General features: G+C 32.0%; 21 protein-coding genes and 1 riboswitch. Of the genes, 18 read left to right on the top strand and 3 right to left on the bottom strand.

Going from position 1 to position 21,584, the window contains the following annotated elements; translation table 11 throughout:
* Positions 1-34: 34 nt before the first annotated feature.
* Positions 35-1,699: a PucR family transcriptional regulator gene (locus JOC75_RS07845; RefSeq protein WP_204953442.1), complete on the bottom strand. Its 1,665-nt coding sequence runs from the start codon at positions 1,697-1,699 to the stop codon at positions 35-37.
* Between the two features lie 216 nt (positions 1,700-1,915).
* Here JOC75_RS07845 and pucL point away from each other — a divergent pair, with 216 nt between their 5' ends.
* The 3 genes from pucL to JOC75_RS23895 all read left to right on the top strand — a co-directional run bounded on the left by pucL (position 1,916) and on the right by JOC75_RS23895 (position 4,466).
* Positions 1,916-3,409: a factor-independent urate hydroxylase gene (gene pucL / locus JOC75_RS07840; RefSeq protein WP_204953441.1), complete on the top strand. Its 1,494-nt coding sequence runs from the start codon at positions 1,916-1,918 to the stop codon at positions 3,407-3,409.
* Positions 3,406-3,747 carry a hydroxyisourate hydrolase gene (uraH, locus tag JOC75_RS07835; protein WP_204953440.1) on the top strand — a complete coding sequence of 114 codons (342 nt, stop codon included), beginning with the start codon at positions 3,406-3,408 and terminating at the stop codon, positions 3,745-3,747. Before pucL ends, uraH begins: the two co-directional genes overlap by 4 nt.
* Positions 3,748-4,340: 593 nt before the next feature.
* Positions 4,341-4,466 (top strand): DUF6254 family protein, encoded by a 126-nt coding sequence (locus tag JOC75_RS23895; RefSeq protein WP_239589313.1) that lies wholly within the window; start codon positions 4,341-4,343, stop codon positions 4,464-4,466.
* 31 nt (positions 4,467-4,497) lie between these two features.
* On the opposite strand, the gene JOC75_RS07830 is transcribed toward JOC75_RS23895, so the two are convergent.
* On the bottom strand, positions 4,498-5,841 hold the full coding sequence (locus JOC75_RS07830) for a DUF2254 domain-containing protein (RefSeq protein ID WP_204953439.1): 1,344 nt from the start codon (positions 5,839-5,841) through the stop codon (positions 4,498-4,500).
* 106 nt (positions 5,842-5,947) lie between these two features.
* Positions 5,948-5,992: riboswitch (PreQ1 riboswitch) on the top strand.
* Positions 5,993-6,228: 236 nt separating this feature from the next.
* Here JOC75_RS07830 and queC point away from each other — a divergent pair.
* The 5 genes from queC (at position 6,229) to JOC75_RS07805 (ending at position 9,196) form a co-directional block, all read left to right on the top strand.
* A complete protein-coding gene (queC, locus tag JOC75_RS07825; protein ID WP_204953438.1) occupies positions 6,229-6,891 on the top strand; it encodes a 7-cyano-7-deazaguanine synthase QueC in 663 nt (220 codons plus the stop codon).
* Positions 6,888-7,331, top strand: coding sequence for a 6-carboxytetrahydropterin synthase QueD (gene queD / locus JOC75_RS07820; protein WP_204953437.1), 444 nt, complete (start codon positions 6,888-6,890; stop codon positions 7,329-7,331). The genes queC and queD overlap by 4 nt, the downstream gene beginning before the upstream one ends.
* Positions 7,328-8,056, top strand: coding sequence for a 7-carboxy-7-deazaguanine synthase QueE (queE, locus tag JOC75_RS07815; RefSeq protein WP_204953436.1), 729 nt, complete (start codon positions 7,328-7,330; stop codon positions 8,054-8,056). The genes queD and queE overlap by 4 nt, the downstream gene beginning before the upstream one ends.
* A 76-nt stretch (positions 8,057-8,132) precedes the next feature.
* Positions 8,133-8,630 carry a preQ(1) synthase gene (gene queF / locus JOC75_RS07810; protein ID WP_204953435.1) on the top strand — a complete coding sequence of 166 codons (498 nt, stop codon included), beginning with the start codon at positions 8,133-8,135 and terminating at the stop codon, positions 8,628-8,630.
* A gap of 296 nt (positions 8,631-8,926) precedes the next feature.
* Complete coding sequence (locus tag JOC75_RS07805; RefSeq protein ID WP_204953434.1) at positions 8,927-9,196, top strand: hypothetical protein; 270 nt, start codon at positions 8,927-8,929, stop codon at positions 9,194-9,196.
* Positions 9,197-9,411: 215 nt separating this feature from the next.
* On the opposite strand, the gene JOC75_RS07800 is transcribed toward JOC75_RS07805, so the two are convergent.
* On the bottom strand, positions 9,412-9,600 hold the full coding sequence (locus JOC75_RS07800) for a YkvS family protein (protein ID WP_146947212.1): 189 nt from the start codon (positions 9,598-9,600) through the stop codon (positions 9,412-9,414).
* A gap of 349 nt (positions 9,601-9,949) precedes the next feature.
* On the opposite strand from JOC75_RS07800, the gene JOC75_RS07795 reads away from it, so the two are divergent.
* The 10 genes from JOC75_RS07795 (at position 9,950) to JOC75_RS07750 (ending at position 21,298) form a co-directional block, all read left to right on the top strand.
* Positions 9,950-10,801 carry a patatin-like phospholipase family protein gene (locus tag JOC75_RS07795; protein ID WP_204953433.1) on the top strand — a complete coding sequence of 284 codons (852 nt, stop codon included), beginning with the start codon at positions 9,950-9,952 and terminating at the stop codon, positions 10,799-10,801.
* A gap of 92 nt (positions 10,802-10,893) precedes the next feature.
* The gene (locus JOC75_RS07790; protein WP_204953432.1) at positions 10,894-11,541 is read left to right on the top strand and encodes an SDR family oxidoreductase; all 648 of its coding nucleotides are present in this window, start codon (positions 10,894-10,896) and stop codon (positions 11,539-11,541) included.
* 148 nt (positions 11,542-11,689) lie between these two features.
* Positions 11,690-11,884, top strand: coding sequence for a hypothetical protein (locus JOC75_RS07785; protein ID WP_204953431.1), 195 nt, complete (start codon positions 11,690-11,692; stop codon positions 11,882-11,884).
* Positions 11,885-12,108: 224 nt separating this feature from the next.
* A complete protein-coding gene (locus JOC75_RS07780; protein WP_204953430.1) occupies positions 12,109-12,711 on the top strand; it encodes a cell wall hydrolase in 603 nt (200 codons plus the stop codon).
* Between the two features lie 332 nt (positions 12,712-13,043).
* Positions 13,044-14,519, top strand: coding sequence for a spore germination protein (locus JOC75_RS07775; protein WP_204953554.1), 1,476 nt, complete (start codon positions 13,044-13,046; stop codon positions 14,517-14,519).
* 16 nt (positions 14,520-14,535) lie between these two features.
* Entirely contained in the window at positions 14,536-15,627 is a 1,092-nt protein-coding gene (locus JOC75_RS07770) for a GerAB/ArcD/ProY family transporter (RefSeq protein WP_204953429.1), read from the top strand.
* On the top strand, positions 15,624-16,694 hold the full coding sequence (locus JOC75_RS07765; protein WP_204953428.1) for a Ger(x)C family spore germination protein: 1,071 nt from the start codon (positions 15,624-15,626) through the stop codon (positions 16,692-16,694). Before JOC75_RS07770 ends, JOC75_RS07765 begins: the two co-directional genes overlap by 4 nt.
* Positions 16,695-16,847: 153 nt before the next feature.
* Entirely contained in the window at positions 16,848-18,173 is a 1,326-nt protein-coding gene (locus tag JOC75_RS07760; protein ID WP_204953427.1) for a polysaccharide biosynthesis protein, read from the top strand.
* Positions 18,174-18,582: 409 nt separating this feature from the next.
* Entirely contained in the window at positions 18,583-19,080 is a 498-nt protein-coding gene (locus JOC75_RS07755; protein WP_204953426.1) for a peroxiredoxin family protein, read from the top strand.
* 289 nt (positions 19,081-19,369) lie between these two features.
* Positions 19,370-21,298: a heavy metal translocating P-type ATPase gene (locus tag JOC75_RS07750; RefSeq protein WP_204953425.1), complete on the top strand. Its 1,929-nt coding sequence runs from the start codon at positions 19,370-19,372 to the stop codon at positions 21,296-21,298.
* The last annotated feature ends 286 nt before the right edge of the window (positions 21,299-21,584 follow it).

Here is a 21,584-nt window from a genome sequence, read left to right as displayed (position 1 = left end):
AGTATGATGTGTGAATATTTAGTATTAAGAAATTTTATGGGTGATTCTTTTCTAATATAAACTCTCTGATTAATAATGCGATTCTTAGTTTTAATGTTTCATCAGGTTGTTTTATTGAGACCCCTAATATACCTTCACATTTTTCAATTCTGTAAATGACAGTATTCCGGTGAACAAATAATTGTTTAGCTGTATCAGCAATTTGACAATGATTCTCTAAGAATACACTCATCGTGTGGATTAAACTTAGTGAATCTTTATTTGTTGTAAAAGCCAAGCCTTTTAGTGCATTTACATAAAATTCAGTTAGGCTTTCTGTGGGGATCATTTGAAGAAGCTCAGTCATATTTTTTGTGTGATAAATTTGAATAAACGGGCACTTTCCTTTCTTAAATCCTGTCTCTAGTGCATCCATTGCATGTAGATAGCCTTTTTGCAAGTTTTGTAGACTATCCCGAGTGCTACTTATTCCAAAAGAAACTTGTATATTTGCTTGTAGTATCATTTCTTGCTGTAATGATTGTACCACTTGGAAAAGCTGCTGCTCTGTTTGTTTCTCGGTCATATCATAAGCTAATAATATAACAATAATATCTTTGTTGATAAAAATAATACATTCATCTTTAACCTTTGCAAGCTTTGTTTGGATATGTTCATAGATGGTGTAATGATAGCTTTCAGCTTGAAAGGTATTAGAAAAAAATAAAGAACTAGACAAATCTTTTTTATCATCATCTACTTTGCAGGTCACAATGTGGTAATAATGATCCTTTTTTAAGCCGTATTGTTTCCCATGTTTAAGTATTTCTTGTTCTGGGATATCTCCGTCTAACAAATTTTTAAAGAAGTTATTTTTGATATGGAGACTTCTTTCAGATAATGCATGCTGTTTAAGGAGCTCAAATGATATGACGTTTGCAACCTGTTCTACTGACAACAGTGTATATGTATCGATCGGAAAGTCTAATCCGATAATAACTAAATAACTTTTCTTTAAGTATGTTTCAATTGGGAAGAAATAAACAAGCTGCCCTCTTAAGGACTCAGGGCTAAAGATTGAGAAACACAGGCTTTGATCATTACCATAGACATTATTACCTTCAAGATGCTGGATGATTTGCTTCGCTAAAGTCTTCATTTTATTACCTCTAAAATGATGGGTTTCAACAATGGTGTGATTCATATGATTAATTAATAAGATTGGCTTATCTAATATATTTGATAGTCGATCGATTAGTTTGGAAAGTTGTTCACCTCTGTGAACGAGCTTAGTAAATTCTCTGTGAGTTTGCATAGCAAATTGTAATTCTTTTGCTTGCTTTTTTAGAATATAACTTAAAGAATCGTTTACAATTTCACCTAAGGTATGGTGATTTGTTAGCTCGATAATTGGAAGGTTAACCTGATTCGCTAGTTCTATTACTGCTGTAGGGATATCCTGGATAAAGCGTCTAGTTTTTATGCCGAGCCCAGAGCAATTATGATTTGCCATATATTTAACCAATTTCATTAACTCATCTGGATTATCATGAATGAAGTAAGCTGTTGTGACTAATAATTCGTGTGGTTTTAAGAAATTGATAATGTCTGGTGCATCCATCATGTTGACAGTTTGGACGGTTCTTTCAATACCGTTAAAACCTGCAACCACCTTTGAGTGACTGAATATAGGAATATTTAGTAACTCACTCATTTTCATAGAAATCCCTCCATGTTTGTTAGATAATATTACATTATATTTTGATTTGTTAAAAAAATGAGTTTATCATTCTATGAATTAGTTATAATAACTAGAATTTTTATTGCGATTTGGTGTTTGTAGCTAATGGAATATATGTAAAAAACGTTTATTATGTTAATAAATATAACATAAGTTGTCACTAATTATAATAAAAATGATGAAGAGGGTGATAATTTGCTATCAATTTATGAGGTGAACACATTCACAAAAGAGGAATTTAGTCATAAAGTGGGTTGGGTATTTGAGCATACTCCTTGGATCGCTGAACAGTCATGGGAATTTGCACCTTTTCATTCTGTACAACAATTGCATCGGTCTATGGTTAAGGTTGTTGAGATAGCTGAAAAGGAGAAAAAACTTGCATTAATTCAAAGTCATCCAGATTTGGGTTCAAAATTAAAACTTTCAGCTCCTTCTCAAATGGAACAAAAGCAAGCGGGGCTTGATCAATTAAACCCAAGAGAATATAAAAAATTTAATGCTTTAAATAATAAGTATGTGAAAAAATTTGGTTTTCCTTTTGTTTTAGCGGTACGTGGTCACAACAAATATTCAATTTTTGATGCAATGAAAAGAAGAATGAAAAATAGTGATAATGAAGAGTTCCAAACTGCTTTAAAGGAAATCTATAAAATTTCGTTTTTTAGATTAAGAGATATTGTTTGCAATGAAGGAGGTTATTCAATGGAAAATAGAGTGATGTATTATGGTAAGGGAGATGTCTTTGTTTATCGAACGAAACTTCAACCAGTAATAGGTTTAAAAAAAATACCTGAATCATTAATAACAGAGATAAATAACGATGTTTTTGGTTGGAATATCAAAATGGAAGTCGGTGGAAAAGAATTGTTTTCATCGTTCTCAGAAGGTGAAAATGAGCTTGTTGTTGCAACTGACTCTATGAAAAACTTTATACAAAAGCATTTAGCGTATTATCAAGGAAATACGATTGAAGGATTTTTGAAATTTGTTTCTGAACGGTTTCTACAGACTTATGCTCATATAGAAACAATAAAACTTTCAGCAGAAGAGGTGCCTTTTCTTCCAACTGTTGTGTTAGAAAACCAAGAAAATAAAGTAAGTAGTTTGGTTTTTAATCGCTCTAGGAATGAGCAAGCAACATCATATCATCATACTAGAAAAGATGAACAAGACAGTATAGATGTGATAAATGCTTTTAGTGGTATAAAGGATTTACAGCTTATAAAAATTAGTGGTAATTCTTTTTCTGGTTATATTCAAGATGAATATACAACACTTCCTGAATCAAATAACCGTCCATTGTTTATCTATTTAAACATTAATTGGAATTACGTTAATATGCAAGATTCTTATGGTGAATTACCAGAGAAATATGTAGCAGCTGAACAAGTAAAGGATATTGTAACGTCTGTTTTTCATCATTTGGAAACAAAATCGATCCAACATTTAATATATCAAATCGGTTTAAGAATTTTAGCTCGTTTTCCACAGCTTTCTAAGGTTACATTTCAATCACAGAATCGAACATGGCTTACAGTTGTTGATCAAATTGAAGAGTCAAACTCATCAAGTAAAGTATATACAGAGCCACAACCGCCGTTTGGATTCCAAGGCTTTACAATTACAAGAGAAGATCTTAACCATGAGAAATTAAATAAAGGTATTGAGGAGATCGCGCAAGGATGACAATTACTTTATCAACACATGTACTGAATACTGCAAAAGGAATACCGGCAAAGGAAATGACAGTTGAATTGTGGAAGCTTAATGATGATGATCGATTATTCTTAGCGAAAATGGTGACCAATTCTGATGGTCGTGTGTCTCCTCAGGAGTTAAAAGCTGCAGGGATTTATGAATTAGTTTTTTATGTAGGTGAATATTTTAAGGTGAATGAAATGCTTGGTGAACCAAGGTTTTTAGATTCTGTGCCGATTCGATTTGGAGTTGAACTAGGAAAAGGGCATTATCATGTTCCACTTCTAGTATCTCCTTGGAGCTATCAAACATACCGTGGAAGTTAACTTGAAAGCAATACTGAATATAAATAATTCATAGTAAAAAGACCGATTGTCTATATAGTGATGATTTGGTCTTTTTGTTTTTTCGGTAAGCCTTCTAAGCTTTATGTGATATGTTTCCATCGAGTTTTAAAAAAACAAGTTTTAGTAAGGAGAAATATGGAAATCAATGGGGTTGTTTTCATGGTACAAGAGGTTTATTAGCTCCAGATGGTATTCTCTTTGTATTAAGTATGCTATTTATGTTTGAAGAAAGACATATTGGCATTTTTTAGAATATACATGGCCTGGTTATATCTTTGCAGTTGCAATTGCTTGTTCGAGCTATGTTTTTTTTGGTGGACGAGAGTTTGGATTACTTATACTAATTTTTATTTTATCTGGATTAAGTTTTGTTTTTATTATACAAAATCTGTTTACATTTATTGTGTTTGCTTTTTGTTTGACAGGCACTATTAATTATTGTACGTCTCTTTCTCATTTTTGCTAGAACTAATCGGAGGCTAAAAGATATCTAAGAATGAAATTAGAGTTACAGGAAAAAATAAAAGAGACTTCAAAGTATGAAGCAAAATGCGAACAGAGGGAGTTTGAAAATGACACAATCAAAATCACAGCAGGAACGTCAATGGACAGTTCGTAAGCAATCCCAAAATCCACACGGTAAAGTGAAATCTTTTGATCAGCTTGCTGAAGAAGGCGGGAAAAAGAAAGATAGTTAATCGGGAAAACAGGTGGTTCATCCCCACCTGTTTAATCAGGAGCTTTTTTAATAAATATTTCATTTTCTTTTTTTTGTTTATCACAGTTTAGTGCAATTTTGCGCAACATTTTATTTAAGAAATCACGATCTTTCGAAAGCCATTTTTCTTGGTTTAATCCTTCAGATATATAAAAAGAAAATTCCCAAACACTTTTCTTAATATATTTCGAATTACCTTCGCAAATAAAAGCTAAAGCTTTTAAAATAGATGCCATAACAGAAACATCTTCTTTTGCATAATGGCGAATTTGGTAGAATGTCTCGTAAAGATAATCATCGAAAGTAGGCTTTTCAAAGATCACTCTTAATTGATGGTAGTTATCAAAATGGAAGGGTGTTTCCAAGTGCTTTTTACCAAGAAGAGAAAGAATCTTTGCTAAATGATTTATGCTATTGATTGCTGTATATGGGTCATTTATTCCTGGTGAAACTGCTCTTAAAGCTATTTCAACTAATTTTTGAAGTCCAAAATTAACATCTTGAACAGGCTCTTGGTCTGTTGAAATCGTTATAAATGATAAAAATTTGGAAGCTAATTTCACATCTTTTAAATACCATATTGAGAAGATTGTTGTATCCTCATCAACATATTTACCTAAGCTTTGCTCAATTCTTACAATAACATTATCTCTTGTAGCTTGTAGGATTATTTTTTCTAATTCAATGTATTCGATATATCCTGAGCGTTTACTTTTTAGTTGAAATGGTTGGATTGTGTTGATCTCCTCGTACTCCCAGTCCTCCCAAGGTGAAATTTTTATAAATTCCTGCTCATCTACAAAATGCTTATGAATGGAAGATATCGTCTTTGATGTAATATTAAATATTAAATTACTGACTTTTATCCATGTAGTCACATGATGAATGAAGAAAACAAACATTCCTAAGCAAATAATTGATACGATGATCGCAAGTGTAGGTACAATGAATAGTGTACTTATATCATTTTTACGAACTAAGAGTAATAAAATAACGGTATAAATAAATCCCCCAATAAATATACCGAGAACTCTTTGAGTATGGTGATCTGTAATGAAATTCTGAAGTGTTCTTGGCGAAAATTGTGATAGATAAGTTGTTAATACAACAAGTATGGAAGAAAAGGTAATGGTTGTCATGGTTAATAATGATGTAGACAAAGAACTCAATATTGTTTGAGCTAGATCCATATCCGATAAAAAAACATCTGGAATTACTTTATAATAGGAGTTCTGAATTAAATAACGATCTAATAACATGCTTAAAATAGCTAAAATAAATGCTAATACTCCGTAAACTGTTGGCAAATACCAAAAGCTATTTCGGATACGAATGATTATTTGCTTAAATGACATGATGACCACTCCTGTTACAATTTCATTGCAAGTTAGAGATTTTCGTGATATATTTTTTAAGTTGAAAATTTAATAGCCAATCCGCATTCAATTACAAATAAATGAATCGGGAGAGGTTCTAGCACAACCCTCTATAAAAAACTACGACAATATCTTTGATATGCGTTTTTTTATATGATAAATGCTGGACACCTCGAATCTTTCGAAGGTGTTTTTTGTTGTTTAGGGTTGTGACGGAATAAAGTAGTTCTGTGGATAAGCACAGCTATAGGTCGTATTGAGAAATTAACAAAATATCCAACATAAGCAAGTAAAAAGATATTTAATAGGTTGCGTAATATAAATTTGGTTATGCATTTATATAGGTAAGAAGGGAACGTTTTATTTATGAAAAATGAAAAAGCAGTAGTGGTTTTTAGTGGTGGTCAAGATAGTACAACTTGTTTATTTTGGGCTCTTAAGCAATTTAAAGAAGTAGTTGCTGTGACATTTAATTACAATCAGAGACACAGTTTAGAAATTGAGGTTGCTGAGTCAATTGCAAAAGAACTAGGTGTGCAGCACCATGTGTTAGATATGTCACTTTTAAATCAACTGGCACCAAATGCCTTAACAAGATCGGATATTGAAATAGAACAAAAAGATGGTGAGCTACCTTCAACCTTTGTTCCAGGTAGAAACTTATTATTTTTGTCATTTGCAACGATTTTGGCTAACCAAATTGGAGCAAAGCATATTGTAACAGGAGTATGTGAAACAGATTTTAGCGGTTATCCAGATTGTCGAGACGCTTTCGTGAAATCGTGTAATGTGACATTAAACCTTGCGTTAGACAAATCATTTGTTATTCATACTCCTTTAATGTGGATTAATAAAGCTGAAACATGGAAACTTGCAGATGATCTTGGAGTCCTTGATTTTGTTCGTCAAAAAACGTTAACTTGCTACAACGGGATCATTGCCGAAGGATGTGGAGAATGTCCTGCATGTGAATTGAGAAAAAAGGGTCTTAATGACTATCTACTAGAAAAAGGTGTTGATGGACAATGATTCAACAAATCTATCCACAAGTACAGCATAATTATCAATTTGAATTAAATAAGGATATGCATATTTCAGCAGCACATTATATCCCTCATGAAGATGCTGGGAAGTGTCAGAAGGTCCATGGTCATACTTATTTTGTCAATGTAACAATTGCGGGTGACGAGTTAGATGATTCTGGCTTTCTTGTTAATTTTGCTTCATTAAAAAAACTGATTCACAATCGTTTTGATCACTCTATCCTTAATGATCATAGTGATGTATTTTCAGAAGTGGATCCTAATTACTTTCCTACAACTGAAGGCGTTGCTAGAGCAATTTGGGAATTGGCGCAAAGTGATCTTGATACAAAAGACAATAAGCCAAAATGTGTTCAAGTTTTCGTAAGAGAAACACCTACAAGCTATGTTGTGTTCCGTCCTAAGAAGAAGGAGGGACAGGAATGAAAAAAATTCCTGTTTTAGAAATATTCGGTCCGACAATTCAGGGAGAAGGAATGGTTATCGGACAAAAAACGATGTTTGTTCGAACAGCAGGATGTGATTATTCTTGCAGTTGGTGTGATTCAGCTTTCACTTGGGATGGCTCTGCTAAAGATGATATTCGACAACTGACAGCAGACGACATATGGTCAGAATTGGTTCAATTAGGTGGAGATCGTTTTTCACATGTAACAATCTCAGGAGGTAACCCTGCACTTCTAACAAATCTAGTTGAACTTGTTTCATTTCTAAAGCAAAATGGTAAAAAGATTGCTATTGAGACACAAGGAAGTAAGTACCAGGAGTGGTTAAAGGATATTGATGATTTAACAATATCTCCTAAACCACCAAGCTCTGGGATGAAAACAGATTTTGATAAGCTTGATGAAATCATTGAAAAAGTTTCGGTAGAATACCAGCAGAACTCAATCAGTTTAAAGGTAGTAGTATTCGATTTAGAAGATCTTACTTATGCAAAAAAGGTTCATCTTCGTTATCCTTCAATTCCATTTTATCTACAAGTAGGAAATGAAGATGTATCTAAAGCTGAAACAAATCAGCTAGTTCAAACATTATTAACAAAATATGAATGGTTAATAGACCAAGTTATTGAAGATAGAGACTTGAACGATGTCCGCGTATTACCACAGCTACATACATTGGTCTGGGGTAATAAACGAGGTGTATAAAGTTTCTTCTATTAAATTAAATTATTATTATGATTGACTATTAAGATAAAACTAGTTTATGAAAAGAGGAAAGAACATGTCAGGAAGAAAAGATGAAGAACTACAAGATGTAACACTACTAGGTAATCAGGGAACGAACTATTTATTTGAGTATTCTCCACAAATTTTAGAAGCATTTGATAATAAACATCCTAATCGAGATTATTTCGTGAAATTCAATTGTCCAGAATTTACTAGTCTTTGTCCAAAAACTGGGCAACCTGATTTTGCCACAATTTATATTAGTTATATACCTGATGTGAAAATGGTGGAAAGCAAATCATTAAAACTTTACTTATTCAGCTTTAGAAATCATGGAGATTTCCACGAAGATTGTATGAATATCATCATGAATGATTTAATTGAATTAATGGATCCTCGTTATATTGAAGTATGGGGCAAATTCACTCCGCGTGGAGGAATTTCTATTGATCCTTACACAAACTATGGCAAACCAGGTACGAAATATGAGGAAATGGCAAATTTTCGTTTAATGAATCATGATTTATATCCTGAGACGATTGATAATCGATAATATCATTATAAATTCTTGAGAAATTGATATCATAATTCAAAGTTTTCTATTGATAAATTGCATTTATAAAAGACAATCTAATATTGGATTGTCTTTTTATTCTGGATAAAATTAAGAGTTTAATTAATTTTTGTTCAATCATATGGAAGTAAGATAGACGTATCTCCTTAACAATTTTCCTATAAATAATAAGTGGTGATACATGGAACTTTTTTTAAAAAGATGAAAGAACTTGTATATACACTCTACAATATGATACAACCTATAAGAAGTTGAATTTATAGGAGGCAAAGTATATGGATGAAATTAAAGCTTTACTATCAAAAGCATTAAAAGATAATAAAAAATTAATCAAAGGCGAGAAATTTAGTGTGAAGGCACAATTAAAAGGAACAGATGATTATATAAACCTCTATGCAAATGATGCAGTAGTTGCTGTGTATGACGCCGATGATCAAGACTTAAATATCATCAACTACGATTATAAGAAAGAAGTTAAATATTTTGGTGATTGCCTTGAGGAAGAGGGAATGGAAGTATACATAGATGAAGGGCTCATGAATTAACTGGTCTAGTAGTTTTTTTGTAGTTTCTGTTTAACCTTAAGAATTTTAACGATAAGAAGCTAAAGAGGCTGGGACGTAAGAATGATATCCCAGCCTCTTTAATTTTCATTCATTCTGACAGGAGTTATAGTTGATTGTTCATTAACCAAATTTAAATTTAATGAGTATATAAAAAACACGAAGAATCTTCATCTTCATGTTTTATATTTGTTATATTAAGAGAATGAATCTTTAACAATTTTATAGTTTTTGTGATTAACGACTGTTCGTCTATCAAGATCTAAGTCTCTGAAGTTTTCCATATATGTTAAATCAACAATTACAGAATTTTCATTTACTTTTTCAACAACACCTGATAAACCGTCTCTAAATTCAATGATACTTCCAACTTTAGCGATCTTCATTGCCTCGCTCCTTTACATATTCATTAGACGAGCAAAACCTCTTGCATTTTATTTCATACAAACTAAGTTTTTGTTGGCTAATCAGCCTAATTTACTGTTAATTTTATTATTTGAAAAACTCTATTAGCATTATTTAACACTATTTTTCTATGTAAGTAAAGCGTTTCAATTAAATTTAAAGAAAAAATTACAGATCATGGGATTAGATCTTTATAAGCTTGTTTTTATTACTAAATGTGAACATAAATGTTGGAGGTATTATGTTTTTAATTTTCATAGAATATGGCAATTAAATGATAGAGAATATGGTATATTTATAAAACAATTTTAAATAAGGAGCGGTTGTTATATGGTTAATGCTGGACTTGTACTAGAAGGTGGAGGTATGAGAGGTATTTATACAGCTGGAGTTTTAGAATATTTTATGGAACAGAATTTATATCTTCCTTATGTAATTGGTGTTTCAGCAGGAGCTTGTTTTGGAGCATCCTATCTTTCGCGTCAGAAGGGGAGAAATAAAAAAGTTAATATCGATTACATAACACACCCTAAATATTTATCATATAAAAACTTTATCAAACATAGGCAATTATTCGGAATGGATTTTCTGTTTGATGAAATACCCAATAAAATTGTTCCATATGATTTTCAAACCTTTCATTCAAGCCCAGAGGAATTTGTTATCACAACTACAGATTGTCAAACAGGTTTACCTGTTTATTATAAAAAAGCAGATTATGAGCAGGATGTTTTGACAGTTATTAGAGCCTCAAGTTCTTTGCCGTTTATCTCACCAATAGTTGAATTCGGAGGTAGGCTTCTCTTAGATGGAGGGATATCTGACTCTATTCCAATTAAGAAAGCAGAAACAGATGGTTTTAAGCGAAATATTGTAATTTTAACGAAAAATGATTTTTATAAAAAGAAAAAGTCAAATATTAAATGGATGCTAAATCGCTATTATAGTCAATACCCAAAACTAGTGGAGGCTGTTTTGTCTCGATATGAGATGTATAACAAAACATTGGAGCATATTTCAGAACAAGAAAGAAATGGAAATATATTTGTTCTGCGTCCTAGCAAGAAACTCAAGGTAGGTAGAATTGAAAGAAATCCGAAAAAACTTGAGGAATTATACTTGTTAGGAATAAACGATGCAAAAAGAAGTTTTTTGGATTTGAAAAGCTGGTTAGAATGCTAGCGGGATTCTAGTATAGTAAAATAATAATAGTTTACGAACAAGTCATTAAGGGAAACCTAATAATACTAGACTAAAATTAAAGGGTGATTTTAATGAATGTACTAATTATTGGAGCAAATGGACATACTGGAAGACATATAATTCATCAAATTAATCAAGAAAAAGAGCATAAAGCCATTGCATTGATTCGAGATGAAAATCAAGCAAATCGTTTAATAGAATTAGGTGCAGATGATTATGTTATTGGTGATCTTGAGGGAGATATTGATCATGTTTTTGAGGATGTAGAAGCAATTATTTTTGCAGCAGGTTCAGGTTCTGGCACAGGTCCTGAGAAAACAATAGCAATTGATCAAGAAGGTGCTAAAAAAATAATTGATGAAGCACAAAAGCATTCTATTAAACATTTCGTTATGTTAAGTTCAGTAGGTGCTGATGTTCCAGAGATGGCACCTGATAATATGAGGAACTATTTAACAGCAAAAGCTAATGCTGATGAACATTTAAGAAGATCAGGTATCCCATATACAATTGTTAGACCTACTAGCTTATCTGATGAAGATAACAATTTAACAATAAAAGCTAGTGTTTCTCTAGATGATAAAAGTAAGACAATTCCTCGTAAAGCTGTAGCAAATGTTCTTATAAATAGCTTAACGATGATGGAAACAAAAAATGAGACATTCGAAATTACTGAGGGTGAAAAAGAACCAATTGAGGCTTTAAAATATATTCATTGATTGTAGATAGCGATATTTGAGTAAACTCATCACTCTCCTTATTTAGTTAGGTCAAATATTTTTTTATAAAAGAAGTAATAGACATATTAGGTAGGTATAAGTAAAATTCAAATTGAGTATTTACGTTATGAAAAGTGAGGACAAGTTAATGGATGAACGAACAATAAATGAACTATTGGATCAACTTAGAAATGGTGAGTTACACGAATACCATGTATCAAAAGATCAATTTCTTCCTTTTCGTACTGTATTAGTTAATCGCGATGATTTTAAGCATTTTCGTGGGATTGCTCAACAAGGTGGAAGTATCATTTACCGTTATTTAGAAGAGCCAAGAAGTTAAAACTTCTTGGCTTTTTTTCGTTAGTGTTGTTTTATTAGGAGAAATATTCCTTTATTACAAGGGTTAACGGGAGCTATGATTTGTGACCAAATAATTTTATGACCGTCATCTGTTAATAAACTATTGGGTAACCTACCATATATTGAGGGGTGTCTTAAAGATATAAACCTGTTAATCTTGTTTTTGTAGCAAAAACAATTACGAACCTAGGAGGTTACGAATTTATGAAAAAATTAATATTGAAACTTGTTGCTGTTTCAACATTAGCTTTATCGCTCGTTGCGATTTCTACACCACAATCAAAAGCTAGTGCTGCAACAACACATCAAGTACAATCTGGTGATACGCTATGGCTTATAGGAAAAAAACACGGTATCTCAGTAAATACATTAATGTCAGCAAACCGAAAATCTTCACATGTTTTGTTTGTAGGTGAAAAACTTGTGATTCCCCAAACGATTACATCAAAAGAAATGGATTTGTTAGCACGTCTTGTTCATGCAGAAGCAAAAGGTGAACCATATGCAGGGAAGGTAGCTGTAGCTACTGTTGTATTGAATCGTGTAGATAGTTCATTATTTCCTAATACTGTTAATGGAGTTATCAATCAAAAAGATCAAGGATACTATGCATTTTCACCTGTGAAAAACGGTGCAATTAACCAACCAGCAGATAATTCGGCTAAAACAGCAGTTAAAGAAGCATTAGCATTCCGTGGAATGGGAAAAGGATCTCTATACTTTTATAATCCGAAAACGGCTAAAAGTACATGGATTACATCTCGTGAAGTAACAACTGTTATTGGAAATCATCGTTTTGCTAAATAATCATATAAATGGGAGCGGAAAGCTATAAATAGCTTTCCGCTCTTTTTCTGTTTAGTAAAAGGGGGTTTTTGTCGAAAGTCAAATATATCATTAATTACAGCAAATAAAATGACCGAACAAACAAATAAAGTGGAGAAAACGTCAAATAAATCTATTAAAGTACCAAATAAATGATTTAATACTTCAAATAAGTTTCAGGAAGTACCTAAACACAGTAATGAAACGAATTATTTTAGCTAATTAACAGACCAAATTGGTGCATAATTCCAAACAATGAAGGCATTCTATAAAAAAGACTGAATGTTGAACCGAGGTGAAGCAAAATGGAGAAAATGACATATGAAAGTGGTAAAGAAAAGCCCTCATTAGTCCAACTTATTGCTCGGTTTAGGACTTCCTCAGACTTTTTACAATATGAAGCAGAAACAAATGAAGTTAAATATTGGATTTCTTATATCAGAACATTAGTAGATATGCAAACACTGCAACAGAGTATTATGCCTATAGTAAAAAGTGATAGATGGAAAACTCTTGAAGAATTAAAAAAAGAAATACCGATTGAAAATATTATCTTAACAATTGATACAGATGTGATTAAAGAAAAGTTACTTGATGGATATATTCTTGTCAGTTTAACAGAATACGGTCTTCCGAGTGCTTTAATTAAAGCAACTTTAAACAAAGCACGTGATGTTTCATTACCTGAAGTTGAGTTTAGTGTAGTCGGACCTAAGGAAGCGTTTGTAGAATCATTAGAATCCAATATTAATTTGATAAGAAAAAGAATTAATAATGAGAATTTAAGAATTTTCGAAATGAATGTAGGTGATCTTTCTAAAACAAAGCTTGCTGTTTTATATGTTGAAGGTGTATGTGATGAAGAAAATGTTCATACAGTCATTCAAAGAATTAAAGACATTCAATTTGACCAAATAAGTGACAGCTCTTTTATTAGTCAAATGATTTCTGATAATCATAATTCCCCATTTCCACAAATATTAGATACGGAAAGACCTGATCGTGTGTCATCAATATTAGCTGAAGGAAAGGTGGGAATAATTGTTGATGGTTCTCCACATGTATTAGTTGGACCAACAACTTTAGTTGAATTTTTCTCTGCATTTGATGATTATTTTTATAATTGGATTAATGCATCTTTCTTTCGATTAGTTCGTTTATTTGCTGTTTCTTTCTCAATACTAGTCACACCTATATATGTTGCGACTTTAACTTATCATTATGAGTTAATTCCAAGCGATTTGCTTAACACACTGATTTCATCTAGAAGAGAAGTACCATTACCACCAATTTTAGAAGCATTATTCCTGGAGTTAACAATTGAGCTTTTACGAGAAGCTGGAGCGCGATTACCTACAAAGGTTGGGCAAACAATCGGTATCGTAGGAGGTATTGTAATTGGAACAGCATCTGTTGAAGCTGGTTTAACTAGTAATGTTTTACTCATTATAGTAGCTTTATCTGCATTGGCATCTTTTACAACTCCAATTTATGCAATGGGTAACACGATTCGTATGCTCCGATTTCCATTTCTGCTTTTTGCAGAGTGGCTTGGGTTACTAGGAATTGTATTGTGTTTCTGCTTTTTATTGACACACTTACTAAGGTTAACTTCACTTGGAAGACCATTCTTAGAACCAATTTATCCACCAAGAACTGTAGATATGAAGGATGCTATTATAAGACTTCCCTTTTCGTTATTATCAAAAAGACCGGAGCATTTGCGTACAAATAAGCCTAAACGATTTTCAGCCGTAAAAGCAAAAATGAATAAAGACATTGACGAATGAATGAGGTGAAATAAAGATGATTAAAATAGCAGAAAGATTCCAAGTGTCTCATTTCTTAGTGTTTTATTTAATTCATTCACTTCAATTTGGAGTAGGGGTATTAGGTTTTCAAAGAATTGTTGCTGAAAAATCAGGAAGAGATGCTTGGATCGCTGTTATTTTATCAGGGTTCATTGTGCATATTTCTTTATGGATGATTTATAAAATTCTACAAAATTCTAATGGAAACGTCATGACAGTACATAAAGCAGTCTTTGGGAAATGGGTGGGTAACACGATAAGTGCTATATTGGCTTGTTATTTTACTTTATTAGCCATTACTGTGTTGAGGACGTATATTGAAATAATTGAAGTTTGGATGTTTCCTGATATAAATGTATGGCTTTTTAGTTTTGTTTTTCTATTGTTAGTTTACTATATCATTAGTGGAGGATTTAGGATTGTTACTGGTATTAGTTTCTTTGGCATAATACTTCCAGTTTATCTATTTCTTACTTTTCTTTTTCCATTACAGTTTTCAGACTTGCGTAACTTATTGCCTGTTTTTAATCATTCTGTAAAAGACTTGGCTGTTTCGACAAAAAGCATGTCGCTAACTGTTATTGGTTTTGAAGCATTACTTGTATATTATCCTTTTATTAAAAATGTTGATAAATCTAAAAAGTGGGCACATATGGCTGTTGCAACAAGTACACTTATTTATACACTAATTATGATGATTACACTTGTATATTTTAGTGAGGAACAATTACAAAAAAACGTATGGGCAACATTAACAATTTGGAAAATTGTTGAGATACCTTTTGTGGAACGTTTCGAATATATAGGAATTGCGAATTGGTGTTTAATTATATTGCCAAATGTATGTTTAACACTTTGGAGTGCTAGCAGATGTTTAAAGGATTCATTTAAATTTAATCAAAAATACACATTAATCACTATTTTGCTTATTGCTTTTTTTACAAATTCTCTTTCAAAAACGAGAGAACAAATTAGTTTTTTGAGTGATTTTGTCGGCCAAGTGGGTTTTTATTTAGTAGTAGGTTATATACCAATGCTTTTCTTGGTTTCTATGATTAGTCGTAAAATAAAGGAGAAAAAAGCATGAAAAAGTGCTTATCAATGTTTCTTACAATGTTGATTTTAAGTGGGTGTGTTGAGAAGGAGATATTAGATGATGTGAATCTTATTACTAGTATAGGTTTTGATTTAATAGATAAAGAATCGATCAGAGGATCTGCAGTAATAAATACATATATTAAAGATCAACCTGTCAATGATTATGTGATAACGGATGAATCTAAGCTAAGTCGTGATATCCTTGATAACATGCAAAAGCAATCTCCCGATCAATTAGTACTAGGCAAAATTGAAATTGTGCTATTTGGCGAAGATTTAGCCAAAAAAGATATTAGTGATTTAGTTGATACTTTACAGCGTGATGCATCAATTGGTGAAAGGTTACAACTTGCAGTTGCAAGAGGAGAATCAAAAACTGTCCTGGATTCCAAATTTGAGAATCAAGGAGCATCAAATTTTATCTCTAATATAATTCAACATAATAAGTTAAATCGAGATTTACCTAGATCAAATTTACATCTATTTTTATATCAATTCTATTCTAAGGGTCAGGATCCCTATCTTCCATTTATCAAAAAAAATGAACAAACAGGAGGAGTAGAAATTGATGGTTTAGCACTTTTTGATGACAAAAAGGTTGTAGGTAGTATCCCTAATGATCAACTATTATTTTTTAAAACACTGGCTGATCAGTATACAAAAGGATCTTATACATTGGAGCTAGCGAAGGAAAATCATTCAGCGGGAATTAAAAGTATTGCTTCATCAAGAGAATTAAAAGTGAAATCATTGGAACCTCTTAAAGTTGAAGTAAAGGTGAAGGTAGAAGGATATATTCATGAATACACAGGTAAAAGAATAACACCTGAAGTTATAAAAGACGTTGAACGGGTTTTTGAGGAGAAAATGAAAAATGAAATAAATTCACTTTTTACTTATTTTAAAGAATTAAAAATTGATCCTGTTGGGATTGGTGATCAAATTAGATCTCAATCTCGAGAGTTCAATATTGAAAATTGGCGTGATAGAATTCCAGAATTAACGGTTGATGTTATACCAGAGGTTATCATTTCTGAGTCAGGCGTTATAGAATAGTACTTGTTGAATAAATGGTTTAAGCGTTCTAATTATAGAGTAGGGCATTTATAATAAAGTTTTTTTGATGATTTTACATTAGCTTGTTTTAATATTGTATTTGTTCTCATATTGTTAAACTATGGACTAGTTTAATAAGAAGGGACTTACAACATGAATGCATTTGTTAAAGGAACATTAATTCTGGTAGTCGCAGCTTTTTTTGGTGAATGTCTAGAGTTTTTTATTAATATTATTTTAGCAAGAGAGCTTGGTGAGGAAGGTATGGGTTTGTATATGTCCATTCTTCCGATTGTTTTTTTTATTGTGATTATTGCGAGCCTTGAATTACCAATATCAATCTCTAAATTTATTGCAGAAAAGCAACGAGAAACACATTACCATATGCTTAAACACACGATAATGTTAACAATATTGTTTACGATTGGTTTTACAGTCATTGCACTGTTTGTATTGCCAAGCCTCCCTGTTTTTCAAAGGTATCACCCTTACGTGAAATGGCTTATTATTCTCTTAATTCCAATTGTATCCTTCTCATCAATTGCAAGAGGATATTTTATGGGTGTACAACATATGGGGAAAATAGCTATTTCAAATTTCTTAAAAAAAGTCGTACAGCTTATTATCTTATTTTGGGTATTTCAGACATTTCAATTTGATTTGGAAAAAGCTTTAATGATTTCTCTTGCAACTTTAATTGGTAGTGAGTTAATTGTTAGTGCCTATTTAATTACAGCATATATGATTGAATATCAGGTATTAAGCAAGGAAAAAAATCAACCTATTAAAGGTAGAAAAGTACGGAAAGCTCTTTTCTCTGTTTCCTTTCCTACAACAGGCTTGAGATTATTTCATTCTTTTACACATGCAATTCAACCATTCTTAGTGAAATGGGCTTTAATGGGTGCAGGCTTTTCTAGTGTAATGGCTACAGAGCACTATGGGATGTTAGCTGGTGTTGCGATGTCAATCGGTTTTTTTCCAGCCTTTATAGGGCATGCTTTAATGATTATGTTAATACCAAATGTATCTGAGGCATATGCGAATCATGATAATAACAAATTGGTTCGGTTATTAAAACAAGCGATGATTATTACATTTTTTTACGGAACAATCTCTGTTATTGTCATGTACATTTTTGCTGATCCATTAACACATTTATTCTTTCATTCTTCTTCAGCATCATTTTATTTAAAGTTGCTTTGGCCCTATTTCCTTTTTCACTTCTTTATTATCCCGATGCAAGCTTACCTTATAGGTCTGGGACTCGTAAAGGATGCATTGTTTCACACAATCTGGTCACATGCTATTTCATTTGGAATGATGTATATGCTAGGTTCAATGGAGATGTTAAACATGAAAGGTATTATTCTTGGGATGAATATGGGAGCAGTTCTTCTTATGCTTATGCACTATGTGACGATATGTCATAAGCTAAATGTTAGTGTCTATTTCATGAAAAGACGCGTTGTTTATTAAACAATACTGTAAGAAAGTGGAGCTTATAGTAGGGCTGGGACATAATTAAAGAAGTCATACAAAAAGACGAATAAATCTAAATACAGTTAAGCAGAAAGAAACAAGTTCATTCCATTGCGCTGCAGAAAATCAAAAAATATATTTATGAAGACAAATAAAAATCCGAATTATTAGGCAAATGATTAATCGAAATATCACCTGGAAATTTGGGTTATCATGAGCTTAAAATACTTATATTCCATAGGAAAATGCTAAGGGTGTTTACTAAATCTTCTTTATTTTCATGTAGGTGAATTAACTATTTAGCTAGCCATAATGATTTGAAAAACGGATTAAGATTTCCTTGAATAAAATAGATATAAAACTGGGAAAAGTATAGTATCGACTAATAAAAGGTGGAGCTTTATATATGAAACAAAAGCTTTTCTTTTTCTTCCTATTATTCGCTTTATGTATTACTTGTTCAGATGAAATTAAAGCGAAGAATCAACCCATGGAGAAAGCTAGTGATTTTACTATACCTTCTTTATCTGATGAAGCAATAAGTTTATCTGATTTTAGGGGTCAAATTGTTATAGTGAATTTTTGGACCACTTGGTGTAATTATTGCCAGGAAGAAATGACAGATCTAAATAAATTCACTAATGAAAATAAAGCACAAAATATAGTATTGATTGGTGTTAATGTTACTTCTTCAGAAAATAGTAAGAATGTTGTAAGTCACTTTGCAAAACAGTTTAACCTTTCCTTTCCAATTGGACTTGATTTAACAGGAAAGGTATCAAAAGATTATCATTTAATGGGTATTCCAACAACTATAATTATTGATCAGAAAGGAATAATTAGAAATAAATTGTTGGGACCAGTAACAAATGAAATGTTACACAATGCCATTTCGCAGCTATAAATCGAATTCTGGAACAGTTGGATATTATTCTGACTGTTCTTTTTTACGTTCTGTTTTGTTCGTTGTTTAATTACATCTCTTTCTTTTTTTAGTAATTGAGAATGCTTATTGCTATCAATAATAATTATTAAATAGTAATAATATTAATTAATTATTGCTATATTTCAACTCTTTGTTTATAATAATTATTATTAAGAGTATGGATGGAAAACCTCGAAAATACACTATTTTAAAAGAAAAACAAATGAATGAGTTTGATTTTTATTCTCAATTATAAGGAGCGGTAATAGTGGAACTTAACAGTGCAGAGAAAATATCTGAAACAAGATCTTCACAAAATCATGAATTTTTTAATAAATGGATAGAGCATATTGAATTAGTAAATGCATTAATAGCAGGAATTCTTATTGGATTTGGATGGTTTTATAATTCTAATGGAAATGAAGCTATTGCTATACCTATATTTATATTGGCATTTGTGATTGGTGGTTACGCGAAAGCCAAAGAAGGGTTAGAAGAAACGATTGCAGATAAAAAATTAAATGTTGAATTATTAATGGTATTTGCTGCAATCGGTTCTGCTCTAATAGGGTATTGGGAAGAAGGGGCTATACTTATATTTATCTTTGCATTAAGTGGCGCACTCGAAACGTATACAATGAACAAAAGTCAGCGTGAAATCTTAGCTCTAATGAGTTTACAGCCTGAGGAAGCAATGATTCTTGTAAATGGTGAGGAAAAGAAAGTTCATGTCTCAACATTGAATATTGGTGATACAATTTTAGTCAAACCTGGTGAAAGAATTCCTACGGATGGTGTGATTTTATCTGGGAAGACAAATATTGATCAATCTGCTATAACAGGAGAATCAATGCCTGTAGAAAAAAATAAAAGTGATGAGGTCTTTGCAGGCACTGTAAATGGTAATGGATCTATTACAATCTCTGTTATGAAAAAAAGTACTGAAACGATGTTTCATAAAATTTTAGAGTTGGTTCAATCAGCACAATCAGAAAAATCTCCATCACAACAATTTATTGAAAAATTTGAGGGCACATATGTAAAAGCAGTATTAATACTTGTTGGCTTAATGATGGTAGTTCCTCACTTTGCATTAGGGTGGAGCTGGAATGAAACTATTTATCGTGCACTTGTTTTAATGGTTGTAGCTTCTCCTTGTGCATTAGTAGCATCTATTATGCCAGCGACATTGTCTGCAATTTCAAATGGAGCAAAAAATGGTTTATTATTCAAAGGTGGTATCCATTTAGAGAAATTAAACAAAACAGATGTTGTAGTCTTCGATAAAACTGGCACACTAACAAAAGGTGAACCAAGTGTAACAGATATTCTTTCGATAGATACAATTGATCAAAATGAATTTTATAAAGCGGTTTTAGCTATCGAAAATCAGTCAACACACCCCTTGGCAAAGGCAATTGTGGCTAAAATTCATAATGAATTCCCAGTAGGTACTGCTGAAATGGTATCTGTGGACGAAAAGTCAGGTTTTGGAGTTTCTGCAGTTATCGATGATATTACCTGGAAGATTGGAAAAGCTGATTTTGTTGGAAAAGAAAAAGCAAAGGTATTTCAAGATGAGGTAAGTGAGAAGCTTTCAAAAGAAGGAAAGACAATTGTTTATATAGTAAGAGAAAGTGAGATTGTCGGGTTAATAGCTTTGAAGGATGTAGTGAGAAAAGAAGCGAAGGAAGTAATTGATAAGCTAAGGAAAATAGGGATCAAAACGGTTATGCTTACTGGAGACAGTCAGTCCACAGCAGAAGTTATTGCAAAGGAACTGAATATTGATATGTTTAAAGGTGAGTGTTTACCAGAAGGAAAAGTACAAGAAATTAAGAAACTAAAAGAGAAATATGGAACTGTTACTATGATCGGTGATGGTATCAATGACGCCCCAGCTTTAGCCACTTCCGATGTGGGAATTGCAATGGGTGAAGGAACAGATGTTGCATTAGAAACGGCTGATATTATTTTGATGAAAAATGAATTATTAAAACTATCAAATGCTGTAACACTTTCAAATAAAATGAATCGAATTATTAAGCAAAATATTGTTTTTTCAATGTCGGTAATTGCTTTACTAATTTGTTCAAACTTCTTTCAAGTACTAGATCTTCCTTTAGGAGTTATAGGACATGAGGGCAGTACGATTTTAGTTATTTTAAATGGTTTACGTCTGTTAAAAGGAAATTAATAAATTTCTTTATTTAGAGGTCAGACAAAAGTTTAAACGTAGTTGTATTTATGCCAATCGTTATAATGAGTGGAACATATTTTTTCTAGTGGCTGCAGACACAGGCGTTCTGTGGGGAGCTGAACGTCTCTCGGCTACGCCTACTTAGGTCTCAGCCTTTCCTCAATTCCTCTAGGAGCCTTAGTGTCTTCGCTCCATTCCACTAGTTCTTAAAAATAGTAAGCAAAAATCAAAAAAACTATCGGAGACAGCAAATAAAGACCAGAACTATTAGGAAGTTTAACTT

The organism is Metabacillus crassostreae, assembly GCF_016908395.1.
GTDB classification, from domain to species: domain Bacteria; phylum Bacillota; class Bacilli; order Bacillales; family Bacillaceae; genus Metabacillus; species Metabacillus crassostreae.
Note: the sequence above shows the minus strand (reverse complement) of the source record. Positions and strands in the feature narration are given on the sequence as shown.